Origin of the sequence: Hyalangium gracile (assembly GCF_020103725.1) — a bacterium.
GTDB lineage: Bacteria > Myxococcota > Myxococcia > Myxococcales > Myxococcaceae > Hyalangium > Hyalangium gracile.
The window spans coordinates 148,140-170,244 of the sequence record NZ_JAHXBG010000024.1 but is presented as its reverse complement, the minus strand read 5'-3'; the positions used below and the strand labels follow the sequence as shown (position 1 = coordinate 170,244).

General features: G+C 69.4%; 22 protein-coding genes and 1 pseudogene. 3 read left to right on the top strand and 20 right to left on the bottom strand.

The annotated features are described in order from the left end of the window. Together KY572_RS36440 and KY572_RS36435 are read right to left on the bottom strand one after the other, a co-directional pair. A pseudogene (locus KY572_RS36440) lies at window positions 1–248 on the bottom strand (serine/threonine protein kinase); the annotation flags it as partial. A gap of 25 nt (window positions 249–273) precedes the next feature. Further along, window positions 274–522, bottom strand: coding sequence for a hypothetical protein (locus tag KY572_RS36435; RefSeq protein WP_224248305.1), 249 nt, complete (start codon window positions 520–522; stop codon window positions 274–276). Between the two features lie 208 nt (window positions 523–730). Here KY572_RS36435 and KY572_RS36430 point away from each other — a divergent pair, with 208 nt between their 5' ends. Continuing rightward, on the top strand, window positions 731–1,282 hold the full coding sequence (locus KY572_RS36430; protein ID WP_224248304.1) for a hypothetical protein: 552 nt from the start codon (window positions 731–733) through the stop codon (window positions 1,280–1,282). Window positions 1,283–1,284: 2 nt separating this feature from the next. Here KY572_RS36430 and KY572_RS36425 read toward each other — a convergent pair whose 3' ends face one another. The 13 genes from KY572_RS36425 to KY572_RS36365 all read right to left on the bottom strand — a co-directional run bounded on the left by KY572_RS36425 (window position 1,285) and on the right by KY572_RS36365 (window position 13,875). Next, window positions 1,285–2,178 (bottom strand): ribonuclease H-like domain-containing protein, encoded by an 894-nt coding sequence (locus KY572_RS36425; protein WP_224248303.1) that lies wholly within the window; start codon window positions 2,176–2,178, stop codon window positions 1,285–1,287. Continuing rightward, the gene (locus KY572_RS36420) at window positions 2,178–2,606 is read right to left on the bottom strand and encodes a (deoxy)nucleoside triphosphate pyrophosphohydrolase (protein WP_224248302.1); all 429 of its coding nucleotides are present in this window, start codon (window positions 2,604–2,606) and stop codon (window positions 2,178–2,180) included. Before KY572_RS36420 ends, KY572_RS36425 begins: the two co-directional genes overlap by 1 nt. Further along, complete coding sequence (locus KY572_RS36415) at window positions 2,603–3,757, bottom strand: outer membrane protein assembly factor BamB family protein (RefSeq protein ID WP_224248301.1); 1,155 nt, start codon at window positions 3,755–3,757, stop codon at window positions 2,603–2,605. Before KY572_RS36415 ends, KY572_RS36420 begins: the two co-directional genes overlap by 4 nt. Next, entirely contained in the window at window positions 3,754–4,563 is an 810-nt protein-coding gene (locus KY572_RS36410; RefSeq protein ID WP_224248300.1) for a tetratricopeptide repeat protein, read from the bottom strand. Before KY572_RS36410 ends, KY572_RS36415 begins: the two co-directional genes overlap by 4 nt. Before the next feature lie 80 nt (window positions 4,564–4,643). Beyond that, window positions 4,644–6,035, bottom strand: coding sequence for a ribosome biogenesis GTPase Der (gene der, locus KY572_RS36405; protein ID WP_224248299.1), 1,392 nt, complete (start codon window positions 6,033–6,035; stop codon window positions 4,644–4,646). Beyond that, window positions 6,035–6,982, bottom strand: a complete 948-nt coding sequence (gene era, locus KY572_RS36400; protein WP_224248298.1) for a GTPase Era — start codon at window positions 6,980–6,982, stop codon at window positions 6,035–6,037. Before era ends, der begins: the two co-directional genes overlap by 1 nt. Window positions 6,983–7,081: 99 nt before the next feature. Then, window positions 7,082–7,636: a peptidylprolyl isomerase gene (locus KY572_RS36395; RefSeq protein ID WP_224248297.1), complete on the bottom strand. Its 555-nt coding sequence runs from the start codon at window positions 7,634–7,636 to the stop codon at window positions 7,082–7,084. A 66-nt stretch (window positions 7,637–7,702) separates the two neighbouring features. Further along, complete coding sequence (locus tag KY572_RS36390; RefSeq protein ID WP_407660065.1) at window positions 7,703–8,368, bottom strand: peptidylprolyl isomerase; 666 nt, start codon at window positions 8,366–8,368, stop codon at window positions 7,703–7,705. Window positions 8,369–8,419: 51 nt separating this feature from the next. Beyond that, on the bottom strand, window positions 8,420–9,142 hold the full coding sequence (gene rnc, locus KY572_RS36385; protein ID WP_224248295.1) for a ribonuclease III: 723 nt from the start codon (window positions 9,140–9,142) through the stop codon (window positions 8,420–8,422). Between the two features lie 4 nt (window positions 9,143–9,146). Further along, window positions 9,147–10,187, bottom strand: a complete 1,041-nt coding sequence (gene meaB, locus KY572_RS36380; protein WP_224248294.1) for a methylmalonyl Co-A mutase-associated GTPase MeaB — start codon at window positions 10,185–10,187, stop codon at window positions 9,147–9,149. 3 nt (window positions 10,188–10,190) lie between these two features. Then, window positions 10,191–11,060, bottom strand: a complete 870-nt coding sequence (locus KY572_RS36375) for a hypothetical protein (RefSeq protein ID WP_224248293.1) — start codon at window positions 11,058–11,060, stop codon at window positions 10,191–10,193. A 3-nt stretch (window positions 11,061–11,063) separates the two neighbouring features. Then, a complete protein-coding gene (locus KY572_RS36370; protein WP_224248292.1) occupies window positions 11,064–12,206 on the bottom strand; it encodes an acyl-CoA dehydrogenase family protein in 1,143 nt (380 codons plus the stop codon). Window positions 12,207–12,345: 139 nt separating this feature from the next. Continuing rightward, complete coding sequence (locus KY572_RS36365; RefSeq protein WP_224248291.1) at window positions 12,346–13,875, bottom strand: acyl-CoA carboxylase subunit beta; 1,530 nt, start codon at window positions 13,873–13,875, stop codon at window positions 12,346–12,348. A gap of 223 nt (window positions 13,876–14,098) precedes the next feature. On the opposite strand from KY572_RS36365, the gene KY572_RS36360 reads away from it, so the two are divergent. Further along, the gene (locus tag KY572_RS36360; RefSeq protein WP_224248290.1) at window positions 14,099–14,443 is read left to right on the top strand and encodes a YtxH domain-containing protein; all 345 of its coding nucleotides are present in this window, start codon (window positions 14,099–14,101) and stop codon (window positions 14,441–14,443) included. A 70-nt stretch (window positions 14,444–14,513) separates the two neighbouring features. Here KY572_RS36360 and KY572_RS36355 read toward each other — a convergent pair whose 3' ends face one another. Next, window positions 14,514–15,290, bottom strand: coding sequence for an enoyl-CoA hydratase-related protein (locus KY572_RS36355; protein WP_224248289.1), 777 nt, complete (start codon window positions 15,288–15,290; stop codon window positions 14,514–14,516). 103 nt (window positions 15,291–15,393) lie between these two features. On the opposite strand from KY572_RS36355, the gene KY572_RS36350 reads away from it, so the two are divergent. After that, window positions 15,394–17,337, top strand: coding sequence for a TIM44-like domain-containing protein (locus tag KY572_RS36350; RefSeq protein WP_224248288.1), 1,944 nt, complete (start codon window positions 15,394–15,396; stop codon window positions 17,335–17,337). A gap of 84 nt (window positions 17,338–17,421) precedes the next feature. Here the strand turns inward: KY572_RS36350 and KY572_RS36345 are convergent, their stop codons facing one another. The 4 genes from KY572_RS36345 to KY572_RS36330 form a co-directional block, all read right to left on the bottom strand. Further along, the gene (locus tag KY572_RS36345) at window positions 17,422–19,836 is read right to left on the bottom strand and encodes a carboxypeptidase-like regulatory domain-containing protein (RefSeq protein WP_224248287.1); all 2,415 of its coding nucleotides are present in this window, start codon (window positions 19,834–19,836) and stop codon (window positions 17,422–17,424) included. Window positions 19,837–20,026: 190 nt separating this feature from the next. Continuing rightward, the gene (locus KY572_RS36340; protein ID WP_224248286.1) at window positions 20,027–21,007 is read right to left on the bottom strand and encodes a hydroxymethylglutaryl-CoA lyase; all 981 of its coding nucleotides are present in this window, start codon (window positions 21,005–21,007) and stop codon (window positions 20,027–20,029) included. Continuing rightward, window positions 20,974–21,378, bottom strand: coding sequence for a cobalamin B12-binding domain-containing protein (locus KY572_RS36335; RefSeq protein ID WP_224248285.1), 405 nt, complete (start codon window positions 21,376–21,378; stop codon window positions 20,974–20,976). The genes KY572_RS36340 and KY572_RS36335 overlap by 34 nt, the downstream gene beginning before the upstream one ends. Next, window positions 21,371–22,099 carry a class I SAM-dependent methyltransferase gene (locus KY572_RS36330; protein WP_224248284.1) on the bottom strand — a complete coding sequence of 243 codons (729 nt, stop codon included), beginning with the start codon at window positions 22,097–22,099 and terminating at the stop codon, window positions 21,371–21,373. The genes KY572_RS36335 and KY572_RS36330 overlap by 8 nt, the downstream gene beginning before the upstream one ends. Window positions 22,100–22,105 lie beyond the last annotated feature (6 nt).

Here is a 22,105-nt window from a genome sequence, read left to right as displayed (position 1 = left end):
CCCCGGTCCTCGAAGCGCGGCACCGAGGCGTGCTGGAGGCTCTGCAGCAGCGCCACCTCCCGCTTGTAGCGCGGGTCCTCCGCCGTCACCGCCACCTTCAACGCGAAGGGCCCGGCCTCGGGGTGCCCGGCTCTCTGGGCTCGGAACACCACCCCGAAGCTGCCCCGGTCGTGCCGAGCGCGGATGAGCCAGGGCCCCACCATCACTCCGGGCACCAACTCCGCGTGCGTCCCTTCGCTCTCCTTCACCGCTCCCTCCTCGGGCGGAATCCGCCTACTTCCTGGCCTGCTGGGCCTTCAGCCCGAGCTTGATCAGCCTCGTCGCGGAGTCCGCGAGTGCGCTTGGCTCCGTGCCTGCTCCTCCGACGCCCATGGCCTCCAGGATCGCTCGCCGCAGCCGAAGCGCCTCGGCGACGATCGAATTGGCGGACCGGTCCGTCGCGGTCATCTCTTCCTGAAGCTCGAGTTCCACTTCGCGTGGAAGTCGAATCGACCGGAGTGGCTCAGTGGGTTGCTTGGACATGACACTACCTCCTGAGTGGCTTCATCGACCGGCGTACTGCCCGATCTCGGGCGCCTTGGCTACCGTGCTGCCCTCCCAGGTCAGCATGATTCAACCCTACCTCGCAAGGTGGGTCCGGCACCAGCCGGGTTTTCTCGCCAACGGCCAAGCTCTCCAGCCCGTCTTCGGGCTTCTCCGTTCCCCCCGTGGGACATACCGTGTCCGCCCTATGCGTCGTCACCTCCGCCGTGGCCTTCTCGCAATCAGCGCGTCGATCCTCCTGGCCGGATGCCCCGACAAGCAGCCCGTCGCCCCCACCGACGGCGGCGTGGCCGAGGCTCCCGAGGATGCCGGTCCTCCCGCGCCTCCTCCCGCGTCCTTCGTCGTCCGGTACCAGCTCGGCGATGGCGGCATGGAGCCCATGGCCCTGGCCGTCGAGGAACGGCCCACCATCGAATCCACCTCCTTGATCGAGCTGCGCAGCTCGATCGGCCTGCGCAACTACCGGATCCGGCTCTTCGATGAAGTCGAGCGCGCCATGGTCTCCGATGACTCCGCCGAAGAGAGCCCCACCGGCGTCATCTACCGGATCGCCGTGCCCACTCCGCTCAAGTCAGGCCACAAGTACACCGTGGTCATCGATGCGCAGACCGGCGCCACCTTCACCGACGCCCTGGGCCGAGAGATCGAGGACCTCCGGTTCGAGTTCCAGGTCGCCGGCGAGAAGGAGAAGGACGCCCCGGCTCCTCCCAAGAAGAACGAGAAGAAGAAGCGCCGGTAGCCTCAGAGCTCGCGCAGGTCCCGGTCCTGGCTGCGCACCCGCGCCAGCGTCTGCATGTCCCGCTCCGTGGGCCCCAGCTCCAGGATGAGCTTGCTCACGTCGTACAGAACCTCGCCGCGGTCGAACACCGGCACCCGCGGCACGTCCTGGTTCAGCTCGTCCGCGCCCCGGTTGTACGTCACGTCCATCAGCGTCCGGAGCTGGAACGCGTCATAGAGGTTGTACTCCACCAGGAACCGCAGGGCCTCCACGTCCGCCCGGGCCTTGTACGCCCGCCACAGCAGCACCGCGTCCCAGCCGTTCACGCCCTTGAGGTGCGGCGGTCGCCCGATGCCCAGGCTGTCCTCGATCTCCTTCAGCCCGCCGCTCATCCGCAGCCGCTTCGTCACGAACCGCAGATCGATGTGCGCGTCCGGCTTCGGAAACCGGCTCTCGCCGAAGTAGTCCCTCAGCACCGGCGCGTCGAAGCACGTGCCGTTGAAGGACACCCACAGCCGCCGCGTCGCCATCGCCTCCGGCAGCGCGTCCATGTTCCGGCCCAGCACGAACACGTGCAGCCCCGCGCTGTCGAACAGGCTCACCACCGTGGGCGCCTGGTTCTCCTTGCCGTCCGTCTCGATGTCGAAGAAGAGCGCGTCCCGCGCGAACTCCGGGTACAGCCGCCAGTGCTCCCGCGACGGAATCAGCTGCGCCAGCGTCCGAAGATCCCCGCGCCCCAGCGCCTCGCGCGCCTTGGCGATGTACTCGCGCGCCACCTCGTCCATCTTCCGCGTCATCGCGGGCGCACCCGTGCCCGCCGCCGGGAAGTCATCCCAGGTCTTGATGCCCTGAGCCCACAAGTCCTTCTCCCGGAACGGCCCCACGCCCGGGATGTGCTGGAACGTCCGCTGCAACATCACCGCGGCAGCTCCAGCCTTCCGGCCACCAGCTCCTCCAGCAGCGGGATGTCCGCCTCGCAGAAGGGCAGCGCCTTCATCTCCGCCGGCGTCAGGAACCGCAGCGCGTGCGCTCCCAGCGGCTTGGGCTCACCCGACACCAGCCGGGCCCAGTACAGCACCAGCTCCACCGTGAGATCCGGGTACGTGTGCCGGCCCTCCCACAGCCGCCGGCCCACCTCGAGCTCCACGTCCAGCTCCTCGCGGCACTCGCGGGCCAGCGCGGCCTTGTCCGTCTCGCCGGCCTCCACCTTGCCGCCGGGGAACTCCCAGAGCAGCGCTCGGCTGCCCCCCGGGAGTCGCTGCTGCACCAGGAACCGCGAGCCCTCGTCAGGCCCTGGAATCAACGCCGCCACCACCCGGACCGTCCTCGGCGCGCTCCCCGTCAACCGCCGCCCCCCTGCAGGCGCAGCTCGTACAGGTAGCCGTTGTTGGACAGCACGTACGCGGTGGAGCCTGCCACCGTGGGCGCGGCGCTGATGCCGTCACCCGGGTTCCACGCGAGCCGGGACTGGCCCGTCTTGGGATCCACGAACAGCAGCGCCCGCTGGTTCGGCACCAGGAGCATGCCCCGCGCCAGCACCGGCCTGCGCCCTGCCCGCTCGCCCAGGTTGTGCGACCAGAGCAGCCGCCCCGTCTCGCCCAGGTAGGCATCCACCCGGCCGTTCCCGGTGGCGAAGACGATCTCCCCCCGAGCCAGCAGCGAGGTGATGCCCGCCACCGAGGAGCTCCACTCCACATCCCCGGTCTCGGCCTCCAGGGCGTACAGCCCACCCTGGTACGAGGCCACGTAGAGCCGGCCTGCGTCATCCACCACCGGCTGGGTGTCCACGTCCAGGTACTCGGAGGCGCCGCCCGCCAGGGACTTCTCCCACTTCGTGGTGCCACCCTTGGCGTCGAGCGCCACCAGGTACCCGTCCGAGAAGCCCAGGTAGACCGTGTCGCCCTTCACCAGCGGCGACGAGGTGCCGTGGATGGTGAACCCGCTGGGCTGATCGCGCCGGTACTGCCACGCCCACTTGCCCGTCTCGACGTCCACCGCGAACAGCGTGTCCGCCTCCGAGGCCACCAGCACGAGCGAGCCCGCCAGCACCGGCGTCGTCGCCAGGGACTCGCCGGCCTCGTACTTCCACTTCAGCTCGCCGGTGCGCGCGTCCAGCGCGTACAGGTTGCCGTCGCCACCCGGGACGTAGGCAATGCCCTCGTGCACCAGGGCGCCGGCCGAGAAGCGGTTGGCCGTCTTGAAGGACCAGTCCACCTGGCCGCCAGGAGCCACCCCTCGGATGATGCCGTCCCGGGTGAGCGTGATGATGCGCCCGGAGTCCGGATCCACCGCCGGGGTGGCGAACTCACGGGGCGCGTACTCCCAGGAGGGCGGCTCGACGAGCGGCGTCCACCAGTTCACCTCGAAGAAGCTGGCCGGGGCCTGCCGCACCTCGGAGCTGACGGGGTTGCCGAAGAGCGAGACGGAGCTACACCCGCCCAGCAACCCCACGGCCCCCACCACCCCTACCCACCGCTTCCACGAACGCCGCTTCATGCCCCTCCGTCCCCAGGCCCGCCCGTGGGCTTCGGCGGCTCGGGGATCTTCACCCCCGCCGCCGCCAGCAGCGCCGTCCGCTCGCTGGCCAGCCGCGCCGCCGCGCTGCCCGCATGGTCCACTGGAATCTTCACGAGGACGGCGGCCGCGTCATCCTTCTTCCCCTGGAGGATCAGGATGCGGGCGCGGTGGTACTGGCCCATCCCCTCCAGGTAACCGCCGGACTCCACCTTGGACATCTCGTCGAAGGAAGCGAGCGCCTCGTCGTACTTCTGCTGCGCCTCGTAGGCGTAGCCCCGGCCCTCGAGCGCCGCGGCGCGCATCGGGTCGTTCTGGGCGGCGTCCTTGAGGTACTCGGAGAAGGCGGCCACCGCCTTGTCGTGGTTGCCCAGCCGGTACTCGGCCTTGCCCAGCGCCAGCGCCGCCGTCGTCGCCGACTTCGTGCCCTTGTGGGCCGCGCGGAAGTCCGTGAGGGCCTTCACCAGCGCCTGGTCCTGCTCCTGGGCCGACTTGAAGGGAGGCTCGGTGCCGTCCTGCGGCGTGAGCTGCGCACCCTCGGGGGTGGCGATCACCGGCCGATCGAGGATCTCCAGCGCCGCGCCCAGCTCCTTGGCGGCCGAGGCCTCGCCCCGGCTGGAGAAGTAGCTGATGAGCGCCACGACCAGGCCTCCCACCAGCACCACACCCACGGCCAGGATGACGAGCGTCTGCCGCTCGATGAGCCAGTCTCGAGCCTCCGCACCTGCGCGCTGGAAGGCATCGGGCTGCTTGAGCTCCTGCTGGGTCATCTTCTCGGAATTGGCCACGTCCCTGGACCTCTTCTTCTCGGGTGCGAAAGGCGGCGCAATCTACGGAGCGCCTACCGGGGGTGTCAACGCGAACACGCTCAGCGCTTGTGCTGTTTGCCCGGTTTCGCGTTGGGTCGCTTGCGGGCCTCCCGCTTGGCCTTGCCTGGCCGCTCCTTGAAGAGCAGCCGCAGGGGCACCCGCAGATCGAACGTCTTGCGGAGCTGGTTGGTGATGTACCGCTTGTACATCTCCGGTACGCCCTCCGGGTGATTGCACGTCAGGGCGAAGGTGGGAGGCGCCGTGCCCACCTGGGCGATGTAGTACAGGCGCAGGGGCTTGCCCGCGAAGATGGGGGCCGGGTGCTCGCTCACCGTGTGCTCCAGCAGCCGGTTGAGCTGGGGGGTGGGCGCCCGGTAGCGGAACTGCTCGGCCAGCTCGATGGCGATCTCCACCACCTTCTCCACCTTGGAGCCCGTCAGCGCCGAGGTGAAGACGATGGGCGCATACCCCACGAACTTCAGGGAGTGCTTGAGCGCCTCGCGGTAGGCCTCCTGCCGGCGCTGGTCCGAGCCGATCAAATCCCACTTGTTCACCACGATGACGAGCGCGCGGCCCTTGTCCTCGGCCAGCGCCGCCAGCTTGGCGTCCTGGTCCACCGCCGGCTCGGTGGCGTCCATCAGGAGCACCGCCACGTCGCTGCGATCCAGCACCTTCAGGGCCGCCACCACGGAGTACTTCTCCACGCGGTGCGCGATGGAGCGCTTGCGCCGGATGCCCGCCGTGTCCGTGAGGATGACCTTCTTGTCCTTATAGGTGAGCGTCGAGTCGATGGGGTCCCGCGTGGTGCCCGGCACGTCGCTGGCCACCACCCGCTTCTGCTTGAGCAGGGAGTTCACCAGGGTGCTCTTGCCCACGTTGGGCCGGCCGATGATGGCGATGCGGATGGTGCCATCGTCCGGCAGCTCCTCGGCGCTCTCCCCCTCCTGCTTGGGCGGGAGCTTGTCCAGCAGCGCCTCGGCGAGCTGGGGCAGGCCCAGCCCGTGCTCGGCCGACACGGAGAACACGTCTCCCAACCCCAGCCGGAAGAATTCGGCTGAGAGCGCCTGGATGGAGCCGGTGGGGCTGTCCAGCTTGTTGGCGGCCACCAGCACCGGCTTGCCGCTCTTGCGCAGCAGCCGGGCCACGGCCTCGTCCGCGGCGGTGAGCCCGGCGCGGCCGTCCGTGACGAGGATGATGACGTCACTCTCCTCCACGGCCAGCTGCGCCTGCTCGCGCACCTCCTGGAGGAGCAGATCCTTGTCCCCGGGGACGAAGCCGCCCGTGTCGATGACGGTGAAGGCCCGATCCCCCCACTCGGTGTCCGCGTAGTGGCGATCCCGGGTGACGCCGGGCACGTCCTCCACGAGGGCGGCGCGGCGGTGGATGAGGCGATTGAAGAGCGTGGACTTGCCCACGTTGGGGCGTCCGACAATGGCGACCAGCGGTTTCATTACTCGTATCCCAGCTTCTTGAGCCCTTCGGGGCGCTCGCTCCAGCGCGGCTCCACGCGGACCCGGAGCGAGAGGTACACGTGCGCCCCCAGCAACCGCTGGATGGCCTTGCGCGCGTCCGTCCCGATGGTCTTCAACATCTGTCCCTGCTTGCCGATGATGATGGCCTTCTGGCTGTCGCGCTCCACGTAGATGGAGGCGGCGATGCGGATGAGGCCCGCCAGCTGCCCCTCGGGCGCGCCCGGCCGGGGCTCGCGCTCGGACTCGTCGAACACGTCCACCAGCACCGCCGTGGAGTACGGAATCTCCTGCCGGCAGTGGCGCAGCACCTGCTCGCGGATGTACTCGGCGACCAGCGTGCGCTCCTGCTGATCGGTGAGCATGTCCTCGTCGAAGATGGGCTCTCCCTCCGGCAGGTGCTGGAGCACCACGTGGAAGAGCTTCTCCACCCCGTCCCCCTCGCGCGCCGACAGGGGCACCACCTCCGCGAACGGGAACTCGTTGCGGAACAGATCGATCAGCGGCAGCAGCTTCGGCTTGGGGATGGTGTCGATCTTGTTGATGACCAGGAACGTCGGCTTGCCGATGCGCTGCAGCCGCTCGAGGATCATCCGGTTGCCCGGGCCCACCCAGGACTCGGGCTTCTCGCCACCCGGCGGCTCGATGAGGAAGAGGACCAGGTCCACCTCCTCGGCGGCCGAGAGGGCCGTCTCCACCATGTAGCGGTTGAGCTCTCCCTTGGCCTGGTGGATGCCAGGGGTGTCGATGAACGCCACCTGCCCCTCCGGCCGGGTCACCACGCCCAGGATTCGGTTGCGGGTGGTCTGCGGCTTGGGCGAGACGATGGCGATCTTCTCGCCGGTGAGCTGGTTGAGCAGCGTGCTCTTGCCCACGTTGGGGCGCCCAATGAGCGCGGCGAAGCCGCTGCGGTAGTTCTTCGAGGCCATCGTTGAGAAGGTGATCTGGGGCCTTCCTCCGAGGAGGAAGGCCCGTGGGACTGCACGACCCGCCTACAACTCCCCTGCCCGCCCTCCAGGCGGTCGGGGCTACGGCGCGGTCGTCGAGATGGTCAGGCTGTTGATGCGCACTTCGGTGGTGGGCCGGTCGCCCGGGCCCTTGGGAATCTCGTTGGCGATGCGGTCGACTACCTCATAGCCCTGTACCACCTCGCCGAAGATGGTGTGGCGGTTGTTGAGGTGGGGGGTGGGCACCACGGTGATGAAGAACTGGCTGCCGTTGGTGTTGGGCCCCGCGTTGGCCATGGCCAGCAGGCCCTTCCTGTCGAAACGCCGGCCGCTCTGGAACTCATCCTCGAAGCGGTAACCCGGGCCGCCCGTCCCCCGGCCGAGCGGATCGCCGCCCTGAATCATGAACTCCGGGATGCAGCGGTGGAAGATGGTCCCGTTGTAGAGCGGCTCGCCTACCTTGCGGTCACCGGTGGCCGGGTGCTTCCACTCCTTCTCGCCGGTGGCCAGCCCCACGAAGTTCTCCACCGTCTTCGGCGCGTCCTTGGCGAACAGCTTCACGACGACCTTCCCTTCGGTCGTGTCGAAGGTGGCGTAAAGGTCCTTCCCAGCGCGCGCCTCGTCCATCATGCCCATCTGCGTCTCCCGCTACGGTTGGGGGCCCTCGGGTTTGGATTCGGGCCCTCGTGAGTGGTGCTGTGCCTACTTCTTCTCGGCGGCCTTCTTCGGCAGGCCCTTGGCCGGCTTGTCCGCGGGGACTCCCTTCGGAGCCTTCTCGCTCAGCTCGATCTTGGTGATCGTCACCGGCGTCAGCGGCTTGTCGCCCGGATCGCGCGCAACCTTGGAGATCTTCACCGCCACGTCATAGCCCTTCACCACCTCGCCGAAGATGGTGTGCCGGTTGTTCAGGTAGGCCGGCGTGGAGGTGGTGATGAAGAACTGGCTGCCGTTGGTGTTGGGGCCCGCGTTGGCCATGGCCAGCAGGCCCGGCTTGGAGAAGGTGCGGCCGCTCTGGAACTCGTCCGCGAAGCTGTAGCCCGGATCTCCCATGCCCGTGCCGGTGGGATCGCCGCCCTGGATCATGAACTCGGGGATGACGCGGTGGAAGACGGTCCCGTCATACAGGGGCTTCTTGGACTTCTCCCCCGTGCCCGGGTGCTTCCACTCCTTCTCGCCGGCGGCCAGCGCCACGAAGTTCTCCACCGTCTTGGGCGCGTCCTTGGAGAAGAGCCGGACGACCATGTCGCCCTGGTTCGTCTTGAGGGTGGCGTAGAGGTCCTTGCCCGCCTGGACCTTCTGGGTCCACGGGCCGGCGGAGGGCTGCGCACCGGCAACGGTGGCGGCCAGGAGCAGGGCGGTCGCAATCATCCGGAACATGGCGGGGACCTTATTCCCCGCCCTCCCCCCCTCCAAGGGGTTTCACTTCGAGGTGTCGTCCTTCCGAAGCATGTCCAGGGTGGCGCGGGCGGCGGCCTGCTCCGCCTCCTTCTTGTTGCGCCCCGTGGCCCGGGCGTACAGCTCCGAGCCGATGGACACCTCCACCTCGAATGTCTTCTCGTGGTCAGGCCCCGCCTCGGCCACCACCCGGTAGCGCGGCGACAGCTTGAGCCGGTTCTGCACGTCCTCCTGGAGCTTCGTCTTGTAGTCCAGGCCGCTGCGGCCCTGGGCCACCCCGTCCAGGGCGTCCGCGAAGTGCCGGTCCACCAGCGCCATCACCGCGTCCATGCCCGAGCCCAGGTACAGCGCGCCGATGACGGCCTCCATGGCGTCGGCCAGCACGGAGCTCTTCTCCCGCCCGCCCGTCATCTCCTCGCCCCGGCCCAGCAGCAGCAGATCGCCCAGCGCCAGCGCCCGGGCGATGCGCGCCAGGCCCTCCTCGTTGACGATCAGCGCGCGCAGCTTGGACAGCTCGCCCTCGGAGGCGTTGGGGAAGCGCTCCATCAGGCGGTGGCTGATGGCCAGGTCCACCACCGCGTCCCCCAGGAACTCCAGCCGCTCGTTGTCCTGGAGCCCCGCCTCGCGGTGCTCGTTGAAGTAGCTCTTGTGCGTCAGCGCGGCCAGGCCCAGCTCCTTGCGGAGCATGGGCACCCCCAGCCGGTTCTCCAGCTCCTGGACGCGCTCTTGAAGGCTCAGCTTCTCCACGCGGCTACTCCGAGAGCTGGCTCGCCAGCTCCTCGGCGAGCGCGTACGGATCGGCCTGTCGCTCGGCGATCCGGCTGGCCACCTCGTCCAGCCGGCCCCGCTCCCGCTCGAGCCTCGCCAGGGCCCCGCGCAGCAGCCGCTCGCGCAGCAGGGCCACGAACTGCATGGCGGCGCGGGTCCGCTCCTTCTGCTTGCGCAGCCCCGTCTCGTCCAGGAAGGCGCGGTGCTGCTCCACCGCCTCCACCAGCGCGTCCACCCCCTGGTCCTTGGCGGCCACCACCTTGAGGATGGGCGGCTCCCACTCGCGCGGGCCCGGGGCCTCCTCCACGTGCCGGCCCTCCGCCTTGGCGCGGACCATGCGGTGGTGCGCGTCATGGTCCATGGCGGGCGCCTTCACCGCGTGGCGCAGCTCCAGCATCATCCGCAGCTCGCGCACCATGCGGTCGGCCCCGTCCAGGTCGGACTTGTTCACCGCGAACACGTCCGCCACCTCGAGGATGCCGGCCTTGATGGCCTGCACGTCATCCCCCATGCCGGGCACCGTCACCACCACGGTGGTGTGCGCCATCTGGGCGATGTCGATCTCGTCCTGCCCCACGCCCACCGTCTCCACCAGGATGATGTCCTGCCCCATCGCGTCCATCACGCGGATGCAGTCGCCGGTGGCGCGCGACAGGCCGCCCAGGTTGCCCCGGGTGGCCAGCGAGCGGATGAAGACGCCCGGGTCCGTGGCGTGATCCTGCATGCGGATGCGATCGCCCAGGATGGCGCCGCCCGTGAAGGGGCTGGTGGGGTCCACCGCCAGCACCCCCACCTTCTTGCCCTGCTTGCGGAACCTGGCGATGAGCCGATCCGTCAGCGTGGACTTGCCCGCGCCGGGCGAGCCGGTGAGGCCGATGATGTAGGCCCGGCCCGTCCGGGGGAACAGGGCGCGCAGGTCTGCCGTGGCGCTCGCCTCGCCGTCATCGATGTGGCGCATCAGGCGCGATGCGGCCCGCACATCTCCGTCGAGCACCCGCTGAGCCAGTTGAGTCGCCGTTGCCAATGCTCACTCCTGTGGCGCGTCCGGCCCGAGGAGCTGCACGGCCTCGGGGGAGACCTGGAAGAGGTCCGCCACCAGTTGAACGATGCCAGGGAAGGCATCGAGTTCGAAGCGCTCCGACCATACCTTGCCCCGCGCGCCGGCCAGCAGGCCACGGAAGGTACGGCCCTGAACCCGGGCCGCGGCGAAGCGGTACACCTCCCCCTTCACGCGCACCTGCACCAGCAGCTCCAGCGCGCTGCGCGGGGGCACCACCGCCTGCGGCCCGAAGGCCCGCGCGAGCTCCTCGTAGCGCACCAGGCCGGGGCTCCCGCTCGGGGGAGCATGGGGACGGGCGAGCCGCTCCTCGATCAGCGCGGACAGGTAGCTGGCGAGCGAATCCCTGTCGCGGAAGTCGAACAGCTCGAAGCGGAACGAGGGCAGGCCCGAGATCTCCTGGCCGTCCCGAACCACCCGGCTCACCCGGAACTGGCCCAGCCGATCCGTGACGAGCGAGAGCGAGAGCGGCCCGATCTCCAGCTCCGTGGACAGCTCCAGCGTCTCCGGGTGCAGGTTGGGATGGAGCCCCATCGCGTGGAGCTGCGCGGAGCGGCGCTCGATGTGGAAGAGGTACTCGTCGTAGGCGCTGGTGAGCACCAGGGCAACGTCCCCCCGTGTCCCCACCGAGCCCAGCGGGATGGGCGGCAGCCCCACCACCGCGGGCGGCGCCATGGGCACCAGGCGCTCCCCGGCGACCTGGAAGGTGACGGGCCCGAGCGGCTGGCGCGTCACGGGGTTCTCCAGGACGAAGGCCTCCCCCAGCTCCAGCGTGGCTTGCTGGCCCGTGGGGCTTTCCTCGACCCGCAGGCCGAGTTGCTCGAGCCGGGCGGTCTCCATCCGTCAGCCCTTGAAGATCTCGCGGGCGATGATGGAGCGCTGGACCTCGCTGGTGCCCTCGCCGATCTCGCACAGCTTGGCATCGCGCAGGTAGCGCTCGACGGGGAACTCCCGGGTGTAGCCGTAGCCGCCGTGGATCTGCACGGCCTTGTTGCAGGCCCGCATGGCGGCCTCGGAGGCGTAGAGCTTGGCCTGGGAGGCAGCCTGCGTGTACGGCATGCCGGCGTCCGCCATCCACGCCGCGCGGTGGACGAGCAGGCGCGCCGCGTCGATCTCCGTGCGGATGTCCGCGAACATCCAGCGCAGGCCCTGGAACTCGGAGATGGGCTGGCCGAAGGCGGTGCGCTCGCGGGCGTAGCGGACCGACTCCTCCAGCGCGCCTCGGCCGAGCCCCACCGCCAGCGCGCCGATGGTGATGCGGCCCTTGTCGAGGATCTTCAGCGTGTCGATGAAGCCGTGGTCCACCTCGCCCAGCCGCTGCGAGTCCGGCACCTCCACGCCCTCCAGGATGAGCTCCGCGGTGTCCGAGGAGCGCATGCCCAGCTTGCCGTGGATGGAGCGCTGGCTGAAGCCGGGCAGCCCCTTCTCGAGGATGAAGGCGGTGATGCCCTTCTGCCGCTTCTCCGGCGAGGTGAGGGCCAGCACCACGAAGACGTCGCCCACGGTGCCCTGGGTGATGAACATCTTGGTGCCGTTGAGCACCCACTTGTCGCCCTTGCGGACGGCGGTGGTCTTCATGCCCGAGGCGTCCGAGCCGGAGCCGGGCTCGGTCAGCCCCCAGGCGCCCAGCCACTCGCCGCTGGCGAGCTTGGGCAGGTACTTCTTCTTCTGGGCGGCGTTGCCGAAGACGCGGATGTGGCTGGTGCCCAGGCCGTTGTGCGAGGCCACCGTGAGGGCGAGCGAGCCGTCGTAGCGGGCGATCTCCTCCACCGCCACGGCGACGGCCAGGCTGTCCATGGCCGCTCCGCCGTACTCCTCGGAGACGAGCATGCCGAGCACGCCGAGCTGGCCCAGCTCACGGACCACCTCCATGGGGAACTTCTCGTCCTTGTCCCACTCACGGGACTGGGTCTTCACCTTGCGCTCGCAGAAGTCCTTCAGCGAGGCCTTGAGGGCTCGGTGGCTTTCAGGGAGTTCGAAGTCCATGGTGGGTCGACTATCTAATCGCAGTGAGGAGCCGAAGCTGTAGCCCGGCCAGGGGGAATCCAACCTACTCTTCTCGAAACGTCCGGCCCTCACTCATGGAGGGCCGTGGAAGCGTCCAGCGGTGGACGCTCGCCCGGCCTCAGACCGGGAGCACCCCGTGCTTCTTCTCCGCCCGGGGCTGGTAGCGCCGCGAGTAGGCCTCGAAGCGCTGGGTGAGCTCATGACGCAGCTTGTCGCCGGGGACGATCTCGTCCACCACCAGCTCGCTGGCCAGCTTGTAGATGTCCACGTCCGCCCGGTACTCGTCCCGGAGCTGCTGGACGTAGGCGGCGCGCTCGGCCTCGGGCTTCTCCTGGATCTTGTTGAAGTAGACGGCGTTGACGGCCGCCTCCGGGCCCATGACGGCGATCATCGCCTGGGGCAGCGCCAGGGTGGCGTCCGGGGCGAAGCCGGGGCCGGACATGGCGTACAGGCCCGCGCCGTAGGCCTTGCGGACCACCACGCAGATGCGGGGCACGCTGGCCTCGGAGACGGCGGAGATCATCTTCGCGCCCGCGCGGATGATGCCGGCGCGCTCCACCTTGGTGCCGATCATGAAGCCCGGCACGTCCGCCAGGTAGAGCAGCGGGATGTTGAAGGCGTCACACAGCCAGATGAACCGGGCGGCCTTGTCCGCCGAGTCCACGAAGAGCACGCCGCCCTTGTACTTGGGCTGGTTGGCCACGATGCCCACCGGCCGGCCGTTGATGCGCCCCAGGCCGGTGATGAGCTCCTGGGCGAAGAGCTTCTTCACGTCGAACCAGCTGCCCTCGTCGACCAGCTCGTTGATGAGCGCGTACATGTCGAAGGGCTTGTTCTGGTCCGCGGGGATGATCTCCTCCACGCGCTTGCCGCTGGCCTTGGGGGCCTTGGGCGCCACCGCGGGCGGCGGCTGGCTGAAGTTCTCCGGGAAGAAGCTGATGTAGTGCCTGGCCGCCTCGATGGCCTCCGGCTCCGTCTTCACCAGCACGTCGCCGCAGCCGGACACCGAGCAGTGCATCTTGGCGCCGCCCATCTCCTCGAGCGTCACCTTCTCGCCAATCACCATCTCCGCCATGCGCGGGCTGCCCAGGTACATGGAGGCGTTGCCGTCCACCATGATGACCAGATCACAGAAGGCCGGGATGTACGCGCCGCCGGCCGCCGAGGGCCCGAAGAGCAGGCAGATCTGCGGCACGAAGCCGGACAGGTGCACCTCGTTGAAGAAGATGCGGCCCGCGCCACGTCGGCCGGGGAACATCTCCACCTGGTCCGTGATGCGCGCGCCGGCCGAGTCCACCAGATAGAACAGCGGGCAGCGCAGGGTGCGCGCCGTCTCCTGGATGCGGAGGATCTTCTCCACCGTCCGAGCGCCCCAGCTCCCGGCCTTCACCGTGGAGTCGTTGGCCATGATGGCCACGGTGCGGCCACCCACCTTGCCCAGGCCGATGATGACGCCGTCCGAGGGCAGCTCCGCGTCCGCGTTGTTGGCCAGCTTCGCGTCCTCGATGAAGGACTCCGGATCCACGAGCAGGCGGATGCGCTCACGAGCGAAGAGCTTGCCCGCCTCCTTGTTCTTCACGTGGTACTTCTCGGCGCCCCCCTTCTCTACCTCGGCGATCTTCTCGAGCAGCTTCTGGTCGTAGGACATGGCGAGGGGCCACATACCAGAAAGGCGCTCGGCTGGCTGCCCTCTGGCGCTCGGAAAGCGAGCTGTCGATCGGGCGACTGACCTACCGACCGGTGGGTGGGTGGGAAAGATTTTTCCCAGGGATGCCGCGCTGAGCACCCCTGCCTACCTTGAGACTCCGACGGGGAGCGAAGCCGTAGGGGCGCGGTGCTCTCTGAACGCTCGGCCCAGGAGGGAACGAATCATGTTCGCGAAGAAGGCAACGTTTGCTGCCAAGAGCAGCCTGTATCGGAAGTGGCTGGCCCGGAAGGTCCTCAACGACATCCCCAAGATCGCCAGGAACAAGTGGGATGACTTCGATCCGGATGACGTTCTGCACTACGTGGGGCTCACCACCAACAAGCCGGCCAAGGCCACCTTCGGGAGCCTCGGCGTGTTCATCCTCGGCGCGGCCGTGGGGAGCGTCGTGGCCCTCATGCTGGCGCCCACGCCCGGCACCGAGCTGCGCACCCAGGTCAAGGACAAGGCCATGGGCTACCTGAACAAGCAGAACATCGGCATCGGCCAGGAGAAGACGGCCAACGCCTAGCCTGTATGGCGCGTAGCAACGGTGGGAGCCGTCGGGGGATGACCCTGGCGGCTCTCGCTGTTTGCGGGGCTCAGCGCCCCTTGTAGACCGGAGGGCGCTTCTCGGCGAAGGCGCGCAGGCCCTCGAGCCGGTCCTCCGTCTTCAGTACTTCCTCGTACTTGCGCAGCTCCAGCGCCAGCGCGGCGTCCAGCTCCAGGCCCATGCCCTCGTTGATGGCGTGCTTGGCGGTGGACACGGCGATGGGCGCGTTCTCCACGATGGCCTCCGCCAGCGAGAAGGCCGTCTCCACCAGGTGGCCCTCCGGCGCCAGCCGGTTCACCAGCCCCACGCTGAAGGCCTCGGCCGCGTTCATCCGCCGGCCGGTGAGGATCATGTCCTTGGCCCGGCCCGGGCCGATCAGCCGCGACAGCCGCTGCGTGCCGCCGCCCCCGGGGATGATGCCCAGCTTCACCTCCGTGAGCCCCAGCTCCGCCGCCGGCGCGGCGACCCGCAAGTCACACGCCAGCGCCAGCTCGGTGCCGCCGCCGAACGCCGCCCCGTTGATGGCCGCGATGAAGGTGCAGTCGCTCTTCTCGATGGCGCGGAACGTCTGCCGCAGCCCGTCCAGGAAGGCGCGCACCTCCGGCTCGCTCATGGTGGCGCGCTCCTTGAGATCCGCTCCCGCGCAGAAGGCCTTGTCCCCCGCCCCGGTGAGGATGACGGCGCGGATCTGCCGCCCGCTGGAGACACGCCCCACCATCTCTCCCAGCTCCCGGAGCATGGCCCGGCTGATCGCGTTGCGACGGTCCGCCCCGTCGATGGTCCAGATCTCGATGGCTCCGCGGGCGTCGACCTTGAATTCCGGCATGTTGCGCTCCCCTTCCAGGCCCTGTCTCGGGCCGCCGCTGACCGGGGGAGCCTGCGGCGTCAGGGCCCACGTGGCAAGGCCGAAGCGGTTAGACTGGGTGGGTATGCGCACCGCGTCGAGACACCTGCTCCGTCTGGCTCCCTGGCTGCTCCCCCTCGTGGCCCTGATCCCGCTCGCGGCCCTGGCTCGTGGCGGCGGTGGCGAGCACTACTCGCGGGGCAGCGACGACTCCGGAGGGGATGGAGGCGGCGGGGAGATCCTCTGGATCGTCTTCCGCCTGATCGAGCTGGCCTTCCGCTACCCGAAGGTCGGCGTCCCGCTGCTCATCATCGTCTGCGCCGCCTACTTCTACTACACGCGCTTCCTCAACCCCACGGCCACCACCCAGCGCGCCCTCGATCGCCGCGAGGCCGAGCACCGCACCCAGGTCTCCGAGCAGGACGTCCAGCGGTGGGTGCAGGCCCTGAAGAGCAGGGATCCCCAGTTCGAGCTCGACACGGTGCTCGGCAAGGTGCGCAAGCTCTTCCCGGCGCTGCAGGAGGCCTGGTTCAAGCGGGAGCTCTCCCCCATCCGCCCGTTCCTCTCGGACGCCACCTTCCAGCGCTTCAACGTGCAGCTCCAGCTCATGGCCGCCCAGGGCGTTCGCGACGCCATCTCCGACGTGCGGCTGCTGAGCGTGCAGCTCATCGGGCTCGAGCAGAGCCAGTGGTTCGACAGCATCCACGTGCGCGTGCGCGCCGAGCTGCGCGACACGGACGTGCCCGCGAGCGCCTCGGACGCGGAGGCCCTCGCCGCGGCCCGCAAGGCGCCCCATGACTCCTTCACCGAGGTGTGGACCTTCGTCCGCAAGCCCGGCGCCCAGACGCGGATCGGCCAGGACCTGTTCCAGGGCAAGTGCCCCAACTGCGGCGCGCCCTTCAAGGGAGGCGCCGCGAACACCTGCGAGTACTGCAATGCCGTGGTGAACTCCGGCAACTACGACTGGACGCTCTCGGAGATCACCCAGGGCGTGGAGTTCAACCGCCACCCGGCCGACGTGAGCGGGCTGCGCGAGGCCCGTCAGGCCGACCCCGCGCTCAACCTGGAGATCCTCGAGGACCGCACCTCGCTCCTGTTCTGGAGGTGGATCGACGCGCAGAGCCGCGGCGAGGCGAGCCGGATGGCCCAGGTGGCCAACTCGGAGATGGTCTCCCAGCTCGGCCAGGAGATCGAAACGCTGGGCAAGCAGGGCAAGCGCCGCGTCATCCTGGAGTGCGCCGTGGGCGCCGTCACCACCCGCGCCTTCGAGATCCACCCGGACGGCCACGACATGGCCCACGTGGAGATCCGCTGGAGCGCGCGCATGGGCGTGGGCCCCGCCACCGGTCGCCCGCCGCAGCTGCCGCCCGTGCCGCAGCGCTGGGTCTTCACGCTCACGCGCAAGCACGGCGCGAAGACGAACACCTCCAACGGCATGGCCACCGATCGCTGCCCGCAGTGCAACGCGCCGCTGACCAACAGCGGCGCCAGCACCTGCGACTACTGCGGGGCGCGGCTCGGCACGGGCGAGCAGGACTGGGTGCTGGCCTTCGCCTTCCTCTCGGAGACGTGGGAGGCCCGCGAGCGCCAGCGGCGCAGCGCCGGGGCCCAGCTCCCCTCCCCCGCCCGTCCGATCAGCCCCGTCGAAGCGCCCGCCGCCGCGATGGCCTCGCCGGGGACCGATAACGTTCTGGACGTTCAGGAGCGCGAGCGGCTCCTCTATATGATGGCCGCCATCGCCGCCACCGACGGCGCGGTGGATGCCTCCGAGCGCAAGCTGCTGAAGCTGTGCGCCACGCGCTGGAGCGTGCCCTGGCAGAACGTGGAGATGGCGCTCAACTCCGGCCCCCAGCTCTTCAACAAGCTCATCCCCCGCGGTAGCCCCGAAGCTTCGGTTTTCCTGAAGAATCTCGTCCAGATGGCGCTCGTGGATGGCCGCGTGGACCGCAAGGAGCGCCGCATGCTGGAGGCCGCTGCCGCCCACCTCGATCTCCTGCCCCAGCTCGAGTCCATGCTCGACAAGAGATGAGTGCGGCTGGCTGGCCAAGGGCCTGGCCTCCGCGGGCCTGGTGCTCGCCGCCGGCGCCGCCCCAGCCCTGAGCCGAGCGGGCGCTCAGGGTCTGAGGACGATGTCCCCGATGTCCATCAGCTCCACTCCCTCCCGGAACTCCGGAGCCAGCAGCCGCACGGGCTGGAGTCCCGGAGCCGACACCTCGATCAGCTCCACTCCGGGCCGACGGATGCGCAGGGAGAGCGCCCCGTGCTCGGCCTGCACCTCGCGCCCGTTGAGCAGGTAGCGCTCCACGGGCGAGCCATCCTCGTGGAGGATCTGCCCCGCGACGAAGACATCCCGCCCGACAGCGATGCGGATCTCCCGCCCGTCGTCCCTCACGAGGGTACAGCTCGGGTTCTCGGGGATGGGCTCCAGGGGGTAGTAGCCCCTGTGCCGGACGCAGATCGAGAGCTGCTCTCCGGCGACCTGTCGGAAGGAGAACCGGCCCTCGTCGTCGGTCGTGGCGCACCGGTCCGGCACGCCACACCCGGGATAGCGGAAGGTGCCCGAGTCGGACGCGATCTGCACCGCCACCCCCTTCATCGGCCGGCCGCGCCAGTCCTCCAGCATGCCCGAGATGCGACGCCCCTCCCGGAAGCGGAGCCGCACCTGGGACTCGCCCGTCTCGTCCACGTCCACCACCGAGGAGGTAAAGAGCAGCGCGTCCTCCAGGGCCAGCTCGGCGGCCACCACATAGCGGCCGGGCGTCGGCACAGACAGCGAGAACCGGCCCTGGCTGTCGGACGTAGCCCTCGCCAGGGTGTTGTCTCTCGAGGAGGCTCCCTCCGGCCAGATCGACACCTCGACTCCCGGGAGGGGTGTGCCCGCCGCGTCCTCGACCTCGCCCACCAGGTGCGGCAGGCGCTCGCCGATGATGCGCAGCGGCTCACCGGGCACCGTGATCTCCAGCTCCTGGGCACGGATATCCTGGCCCTCCAGGGTCAGCCGGTAGCGCCCGGGCTGGGACACGTACAGGGCGAAGTGGCCATCCCTCTCGGTGAGATCGCGCGCCCACCCCGTCTCATCCTCGTCGATCGAGCGCAGCATCACGGGCTCGCCCTCCAACGGGCGCCCCTGCGCATCCAGCACCAGCCCCTCGACACTCAGCGCGGCCTCGAGCGTGAAGTCCCATCTCACCACACCGGCCTCGAACGCTCGCATCGGCACCTCCTGGCTCAGGTACTCGATCGCGTTGGCCCAGAAGGAATAGCGGCCCACCGGCACGGGCCCGAGCCGATAGCGCCCCTCCCGGTCCGTGTAGGCGGTGCCCACCCAGGCCATCGTGTCCCACTCCGGATTCCGCTCCAGGCCCGACACTACATAGGAGTTCCCGTCTTCGATGAGCTCGGGGTTGAGCTCGACTCGGACCTGCTCGAGCGGCTGACGCGCTTCATTGCGCACCACACCTTCGATGATGAAGGAGGGGGTCAGCGTCAGGGTGAGCTCCATGGCCTCGGGTTGCTCTCGCAGCGTGGCCACCCCGGAGGCGCCCTCCCCCGCGTGCCAGGCGGTGACCACATAGAACTCAGGCGGTAGCCCCTCGAAGGAGAAGCGTCCCGCCGCATCCGTCGTGGTCGCGTGCAGCGGAGAGAGCTCGCTCCGAGCCTGGACCGCCACTCCCGCCACTGGAGTCGTCGCGCGCAGGACACGGCCCGTGATGCGGCGGGGACGCTCGAGCACGAAGCGCCGCTTCACCTCGGGGGTGAAGGCCCTCAGCGGCTCGAGCGCGCTCACCAGGCCCTGCTTCGAGATGACGACCACGAACTCCCCCTGCGGAAGGGGCTCGAACTGGAAGTGTCCATTGGCGTCGGTGAGCGCCTCGAAGAAGCGGCTGTGGGCCGCGAAGACGGCGGTGAGGAGCGCCCCCGGCACGAGCGCGCCCGTGTCGTCCTCGACGGTGCCCGACAGCCGAACCCCCACGCGCAGGCGCAGCTCCACCGGTGGGCCTCCCGCGATGGCAGGCGCCGGAAGCCCGAGGCCTTCCTCGCTCTCCACCCACAGCATGTACGTCCCCGCATCCAGGCCCGACAGCAAGAAGGAGCCGTCCGCCGCCGTGACGGCCTGGGCTCGCAGGAGCACCTCGCCGCGCCGCTCCGCCACCCACTCTCGAACTCCCTGCCCCTGCCCCTGCCCCTGCTGGGGACAGTCGAGCAGGACCTTCCCCTCCGCCGGTGGGGAGCACGGCAGCTCGGAGAGCGTCTCCCCAGGCACCGCCGAGGTGGCGAGCACCCGCGCTCCCGGGACGGGCCCTTTTGGACCCCTCACGAGACCTCGGATGGAGAGGCCCGTCTCTCCCGGGGGGCTCACGGGAGAGGGGGCCTGGAGGACGGCCTGCAGCACGGAGGAGAACCGGGAGTCGCGGGCCTGCTCGAGTCCCGGAGCGGAGCCCCCGGCATCGGGACGTGCCGAGACGAGCAGCCAGGCCAGGGCGCCCAACACCGCCAGACATGCGCCGAGCCCCCACCAAGACCGCATCGAGCCCTCCGCGGAGGACGTGCCATGTGCCGTCCCGTAGGCGACAGTCTAGCTCACCTCTCGAGCGCGAGCGTACGAGCCCCTCAGGGGGCTTGCTCCATGAGCACCCTGAAGACGCAGCCGCGGATGGAGGGCCGCGTGCTCGTCGTCTGGTGGCGCGGCTCTTCGAACCCTTCCGCCGGAGGGAGGCTCAGGTCGTCTTGGCCCGGCGCGAGGCCCGCTTCTCGCGCTCGCCCAGGGCGGCCTGCAGGTACTTGCCCGCGAGCTTCCGGCCGATGAGCTCCTGCGCCAGCTCCCCCGCCTCGACGAGCTTGTCCAGGTTGATGCCCGTCTCCACGCCCATGCCATGGAACATGAAGACGGCGTCCTCGGTGGCCAGGTTGCCCGCCGCGCCGGGCGCATAGGGACAGCCGCCGAGCCCGCCGATGCTGGCGTCGAACGTCGTCACCCCGGCGGACAGGCCCACCAGGGCGTTGGCCAGGGCGGTGCCGCGCGTGTCGTGCAGGTGCAGCGCCAGCTTCTCCACGGGGATGTGCTTCATCAGCGCGGAGAGGATCTCCTCCGTCTGCCGCGGCGTGCCCACGCCGATCGTGTCGCCCAGGCTGAGCTGGTAGATGCCCATGTCCACGAGCTGGCGGCAGATGTCCACCACCCGCTCCACGGGCACGTGGCCCTCGTAGGGGCAGCCCCACACGGTGGACAGGTAGCCGCGCACGCGCATCCCCGCCTGGGTGGCGGCGGTGGCCACCTCGCGCGAGGCCTCGAGCGCCTCGGCGATCGTCTTGTTGATGTTCTTCTTCGAGTGGGCCTCGGAGGCGGAGATGAAGACGGCGGCCTCCTCCAGGCCGGCCTCCCGGGCGCGCACCAGCCCCTTGAGGTTGGGCACGAGCGCCGAGAAGGTGACGCCCGGCTTGCGGCCCACCAGGCGCAGGACCTCCTCCGCGTCCGAGAGCTGGGGAATCCACTTCGGGGAGACGAAGGACGTCACCTCGATGCGCTGCTCACCGGCGGCCACCAGGGCCTCGATGAGGCGGGCCTTGTCCCGGGTAGGCAGGGTCCGCAGCTCGTTCTGCAGCCCATCCCGAGGGCCGACCTCATAGACGTCGACCCGTCGGGGAAGGCTGCCGAGCCAGCCGCCTAGGCGCGTGCTGGAATGTTCGTTCGAATCCACTGGACGATGTCCTGCGTCGAGCTTCCAGGGGTGAAGACCTCCGTCACCCCCATGCCCTTGAGTTTCGGAATGTCGTCGTCCGGGATGATCCCGCCCCCGAAGACTCGGATGTCCTCGGCCTTGCTTTGCTTCAGCAGGTCCATGACGGCGGGGAAGAGCGTCATGTGCGCGCCGGACATGATGGACATGCCGATCGCGTCGACGTCCTCCTGGATGGCGGCGTTGACGATCATCTCGGGCGTCTGGTGCAGCCCTGTGTAGATGACCTCCATGCCCGCATCGCGCAAGGCCCGCGCGATGATCTTCGCGCCCCGGTCGTGCCCATCCAGGCCCGGCTTGGCCACCAGAATTCGAAGCTTCCTCTCAGCCATGTCGCAGCTCAGCTCCCACGATGAGGTCGGTTGAGGTGGAACATAGCGGCTCGCCATCCAGACCGCCGTGCACCCACCGTGTCGTCAGGCCCGTCGCTTCCAACAGTTGGGTCAGTTCCGCAAGCGGATAGTAGCGAATGGTGTAAACCCCCGAAAGAACACGCCCATCTGGGAGTGTGAGCCGCCTTCTCCCGTGGTCCATGCCGGTGTCGGGATCGAAGCGGCTCTCCTCTTGGAGCACGCTGCCATCCGGCAGGGTGCGCTGGAAGGCGGCGCCTGGATGCTCGCTGAGGCGCTCGTAGGGGACGGACTGGAAGACGAGGAGCGCCCCGGGCCGGAGGCACCGGGCGATCTCGCGGAGGATGACGCGGTGCTCCGTCTCCGAGAAGGCGAAGAGTGTGGAGTACCAGGCATAAGCCCCTGCCAGCGAGCCGGACTGGAACGGGAGGGCTCGCAGATCGCCTCGGATGGCCGGGAAGCCCGGCAGGCGGTGGGCCAGGGAGTAGGCATCCAGCTCCAGCCCCACCACCCTGCCCTTCAGGGGGCCGGAGCCGTTGAGCGGAGCGGCGTGGCGCCCGTGGCCGCAGCCGAGATCCGCCACCGGGCCTGGGAGCGAGAGGCCGGTGAAGCACCGCTGCAGGTAGGCGATCTCCCGGGCGGTGATGTCCGCCGAGAGGAACGGCTGGGTACTGCGCAGGTACAGCTCACCGAAGAAGCTCACGAGGGG

Excerpts from the sequence above, each read along its gene's own strand:
- der (WP_224248299.1), bottom strand. The coding sequence starts at position 6,035 with ATGAAACCGCTGGTCGCCATTGTCGGACGCCCCAACGTGGGCAAGTCC.
- KY572_RS36365 (WP_224248291.1), bottom strand. The coding sequence starts at position 13,875 with ATGTCCTACGACCAGAAGCTGCTCGAGAAGATCGCCGAGGTAGAGAAG.
- KY572_RS36335 (WP_224248285.1), bottom strand. The coding sequence starts at position 21,378 with ATGGCTGAGAGGAAGCTTCGAATTCTGGTGGCCAAGCCGGGCCTGGAT.
- KY572_RS36360 (WP_224248290.1), top strand. The coding sequence starts at position 14,099 with ATGTTCGCGAAGAAGGCAACGTTTGCTGCCAAGAGCAGCCTGTATCGG.
- KY572_RS36425 (WP_224248303.1), bottom strand. The coding sequence starts at position 2,178 with ATGTTGCAGCGGACGTTCCAGCACATCCCGGGCGTGGGGCCGTTCCGG.
- KY572_RS36415 (WP_224248301.1), bottom strand. The coding sequence starts at position 3,757 with ATGAAGCGGCGTTCGTGGAAGCGGTGGGTAGGGGTGGTGGGGGCCGTG.
- KY572_RS36395 (WP_224248297.1), bottom strand. The coding sequence starts at position 7,636 with ATGGGCATGATGGACGAGGCGCGCGCTGGGAAGGACCTTTACGCCACC.
- KY572_RS36345 (WP_224248287.1), bottom strand. The coding sequence starts at position 19,836 with ATGCGGTCTTGGTGGGGGCTCGGCGCATGTCTGGCGGTGTTGGGCGCC.
- KY572_RS36430 (WP_224248304.1), top strand. The coding sequence starts at position 731 with ATGCGTCGTCACCTCCGCCGTGGCCTTCTCGCAATCAGCGCGTCGATC.
- KY572_RS36390 (WP_407660065.1), bottom strand. The coding sequence starts at position 8,368 with ATGATTGCGACCGCCCTGCTCCTGGCCGCCACCGTTGCCGGTGCGCAG.
- KY572_RS36375 (WP_224248293.1), bottom strand. The coding sequence starts at position 11,060 with ATGGAGACCGCCCGGCTCGAGCAACTCGGCCTGCGGGTCGAGGAAAGC.
- KY572_RS36350 (WP_224248288.1), top strand. The coding sequence starts at position 15,394 with ATGCGCACCGCGTCGAGACACCTGCTCCGTCTGGCTCCCTGGCTGCTC.
- era (WP_224248298.1), bottom strand. The coding sequence starts at position 6,982 with ATGGCCTCGAAGAACTACCGCAGCGGCTTCGCCGCGCTCATTGGGCGC.
- KY572_RS36435 (WP_224248305.1), bottom strand. The coding sequence starts at position 522 with ATGTCCAAGCAACCCACTGAGCCACTCCGGTCGATTCGACTTCCACGC.
- KY572_RS36355 (WP_224248289.1), bottom strand. The coding sequence starts at position 15,290 with ATGCCGGAATTCAAGGTCGACGCCCGCGGAGCCATCGAGATCTGGACC.
- KY572_RS36370 (WP_224248292.1), bottom strand. The coding sequence starts at position 12,206 with ATGGACTTCGAACTCCCTGAAAGCCACCGAGCCCTCAAGGCCTCGCTG.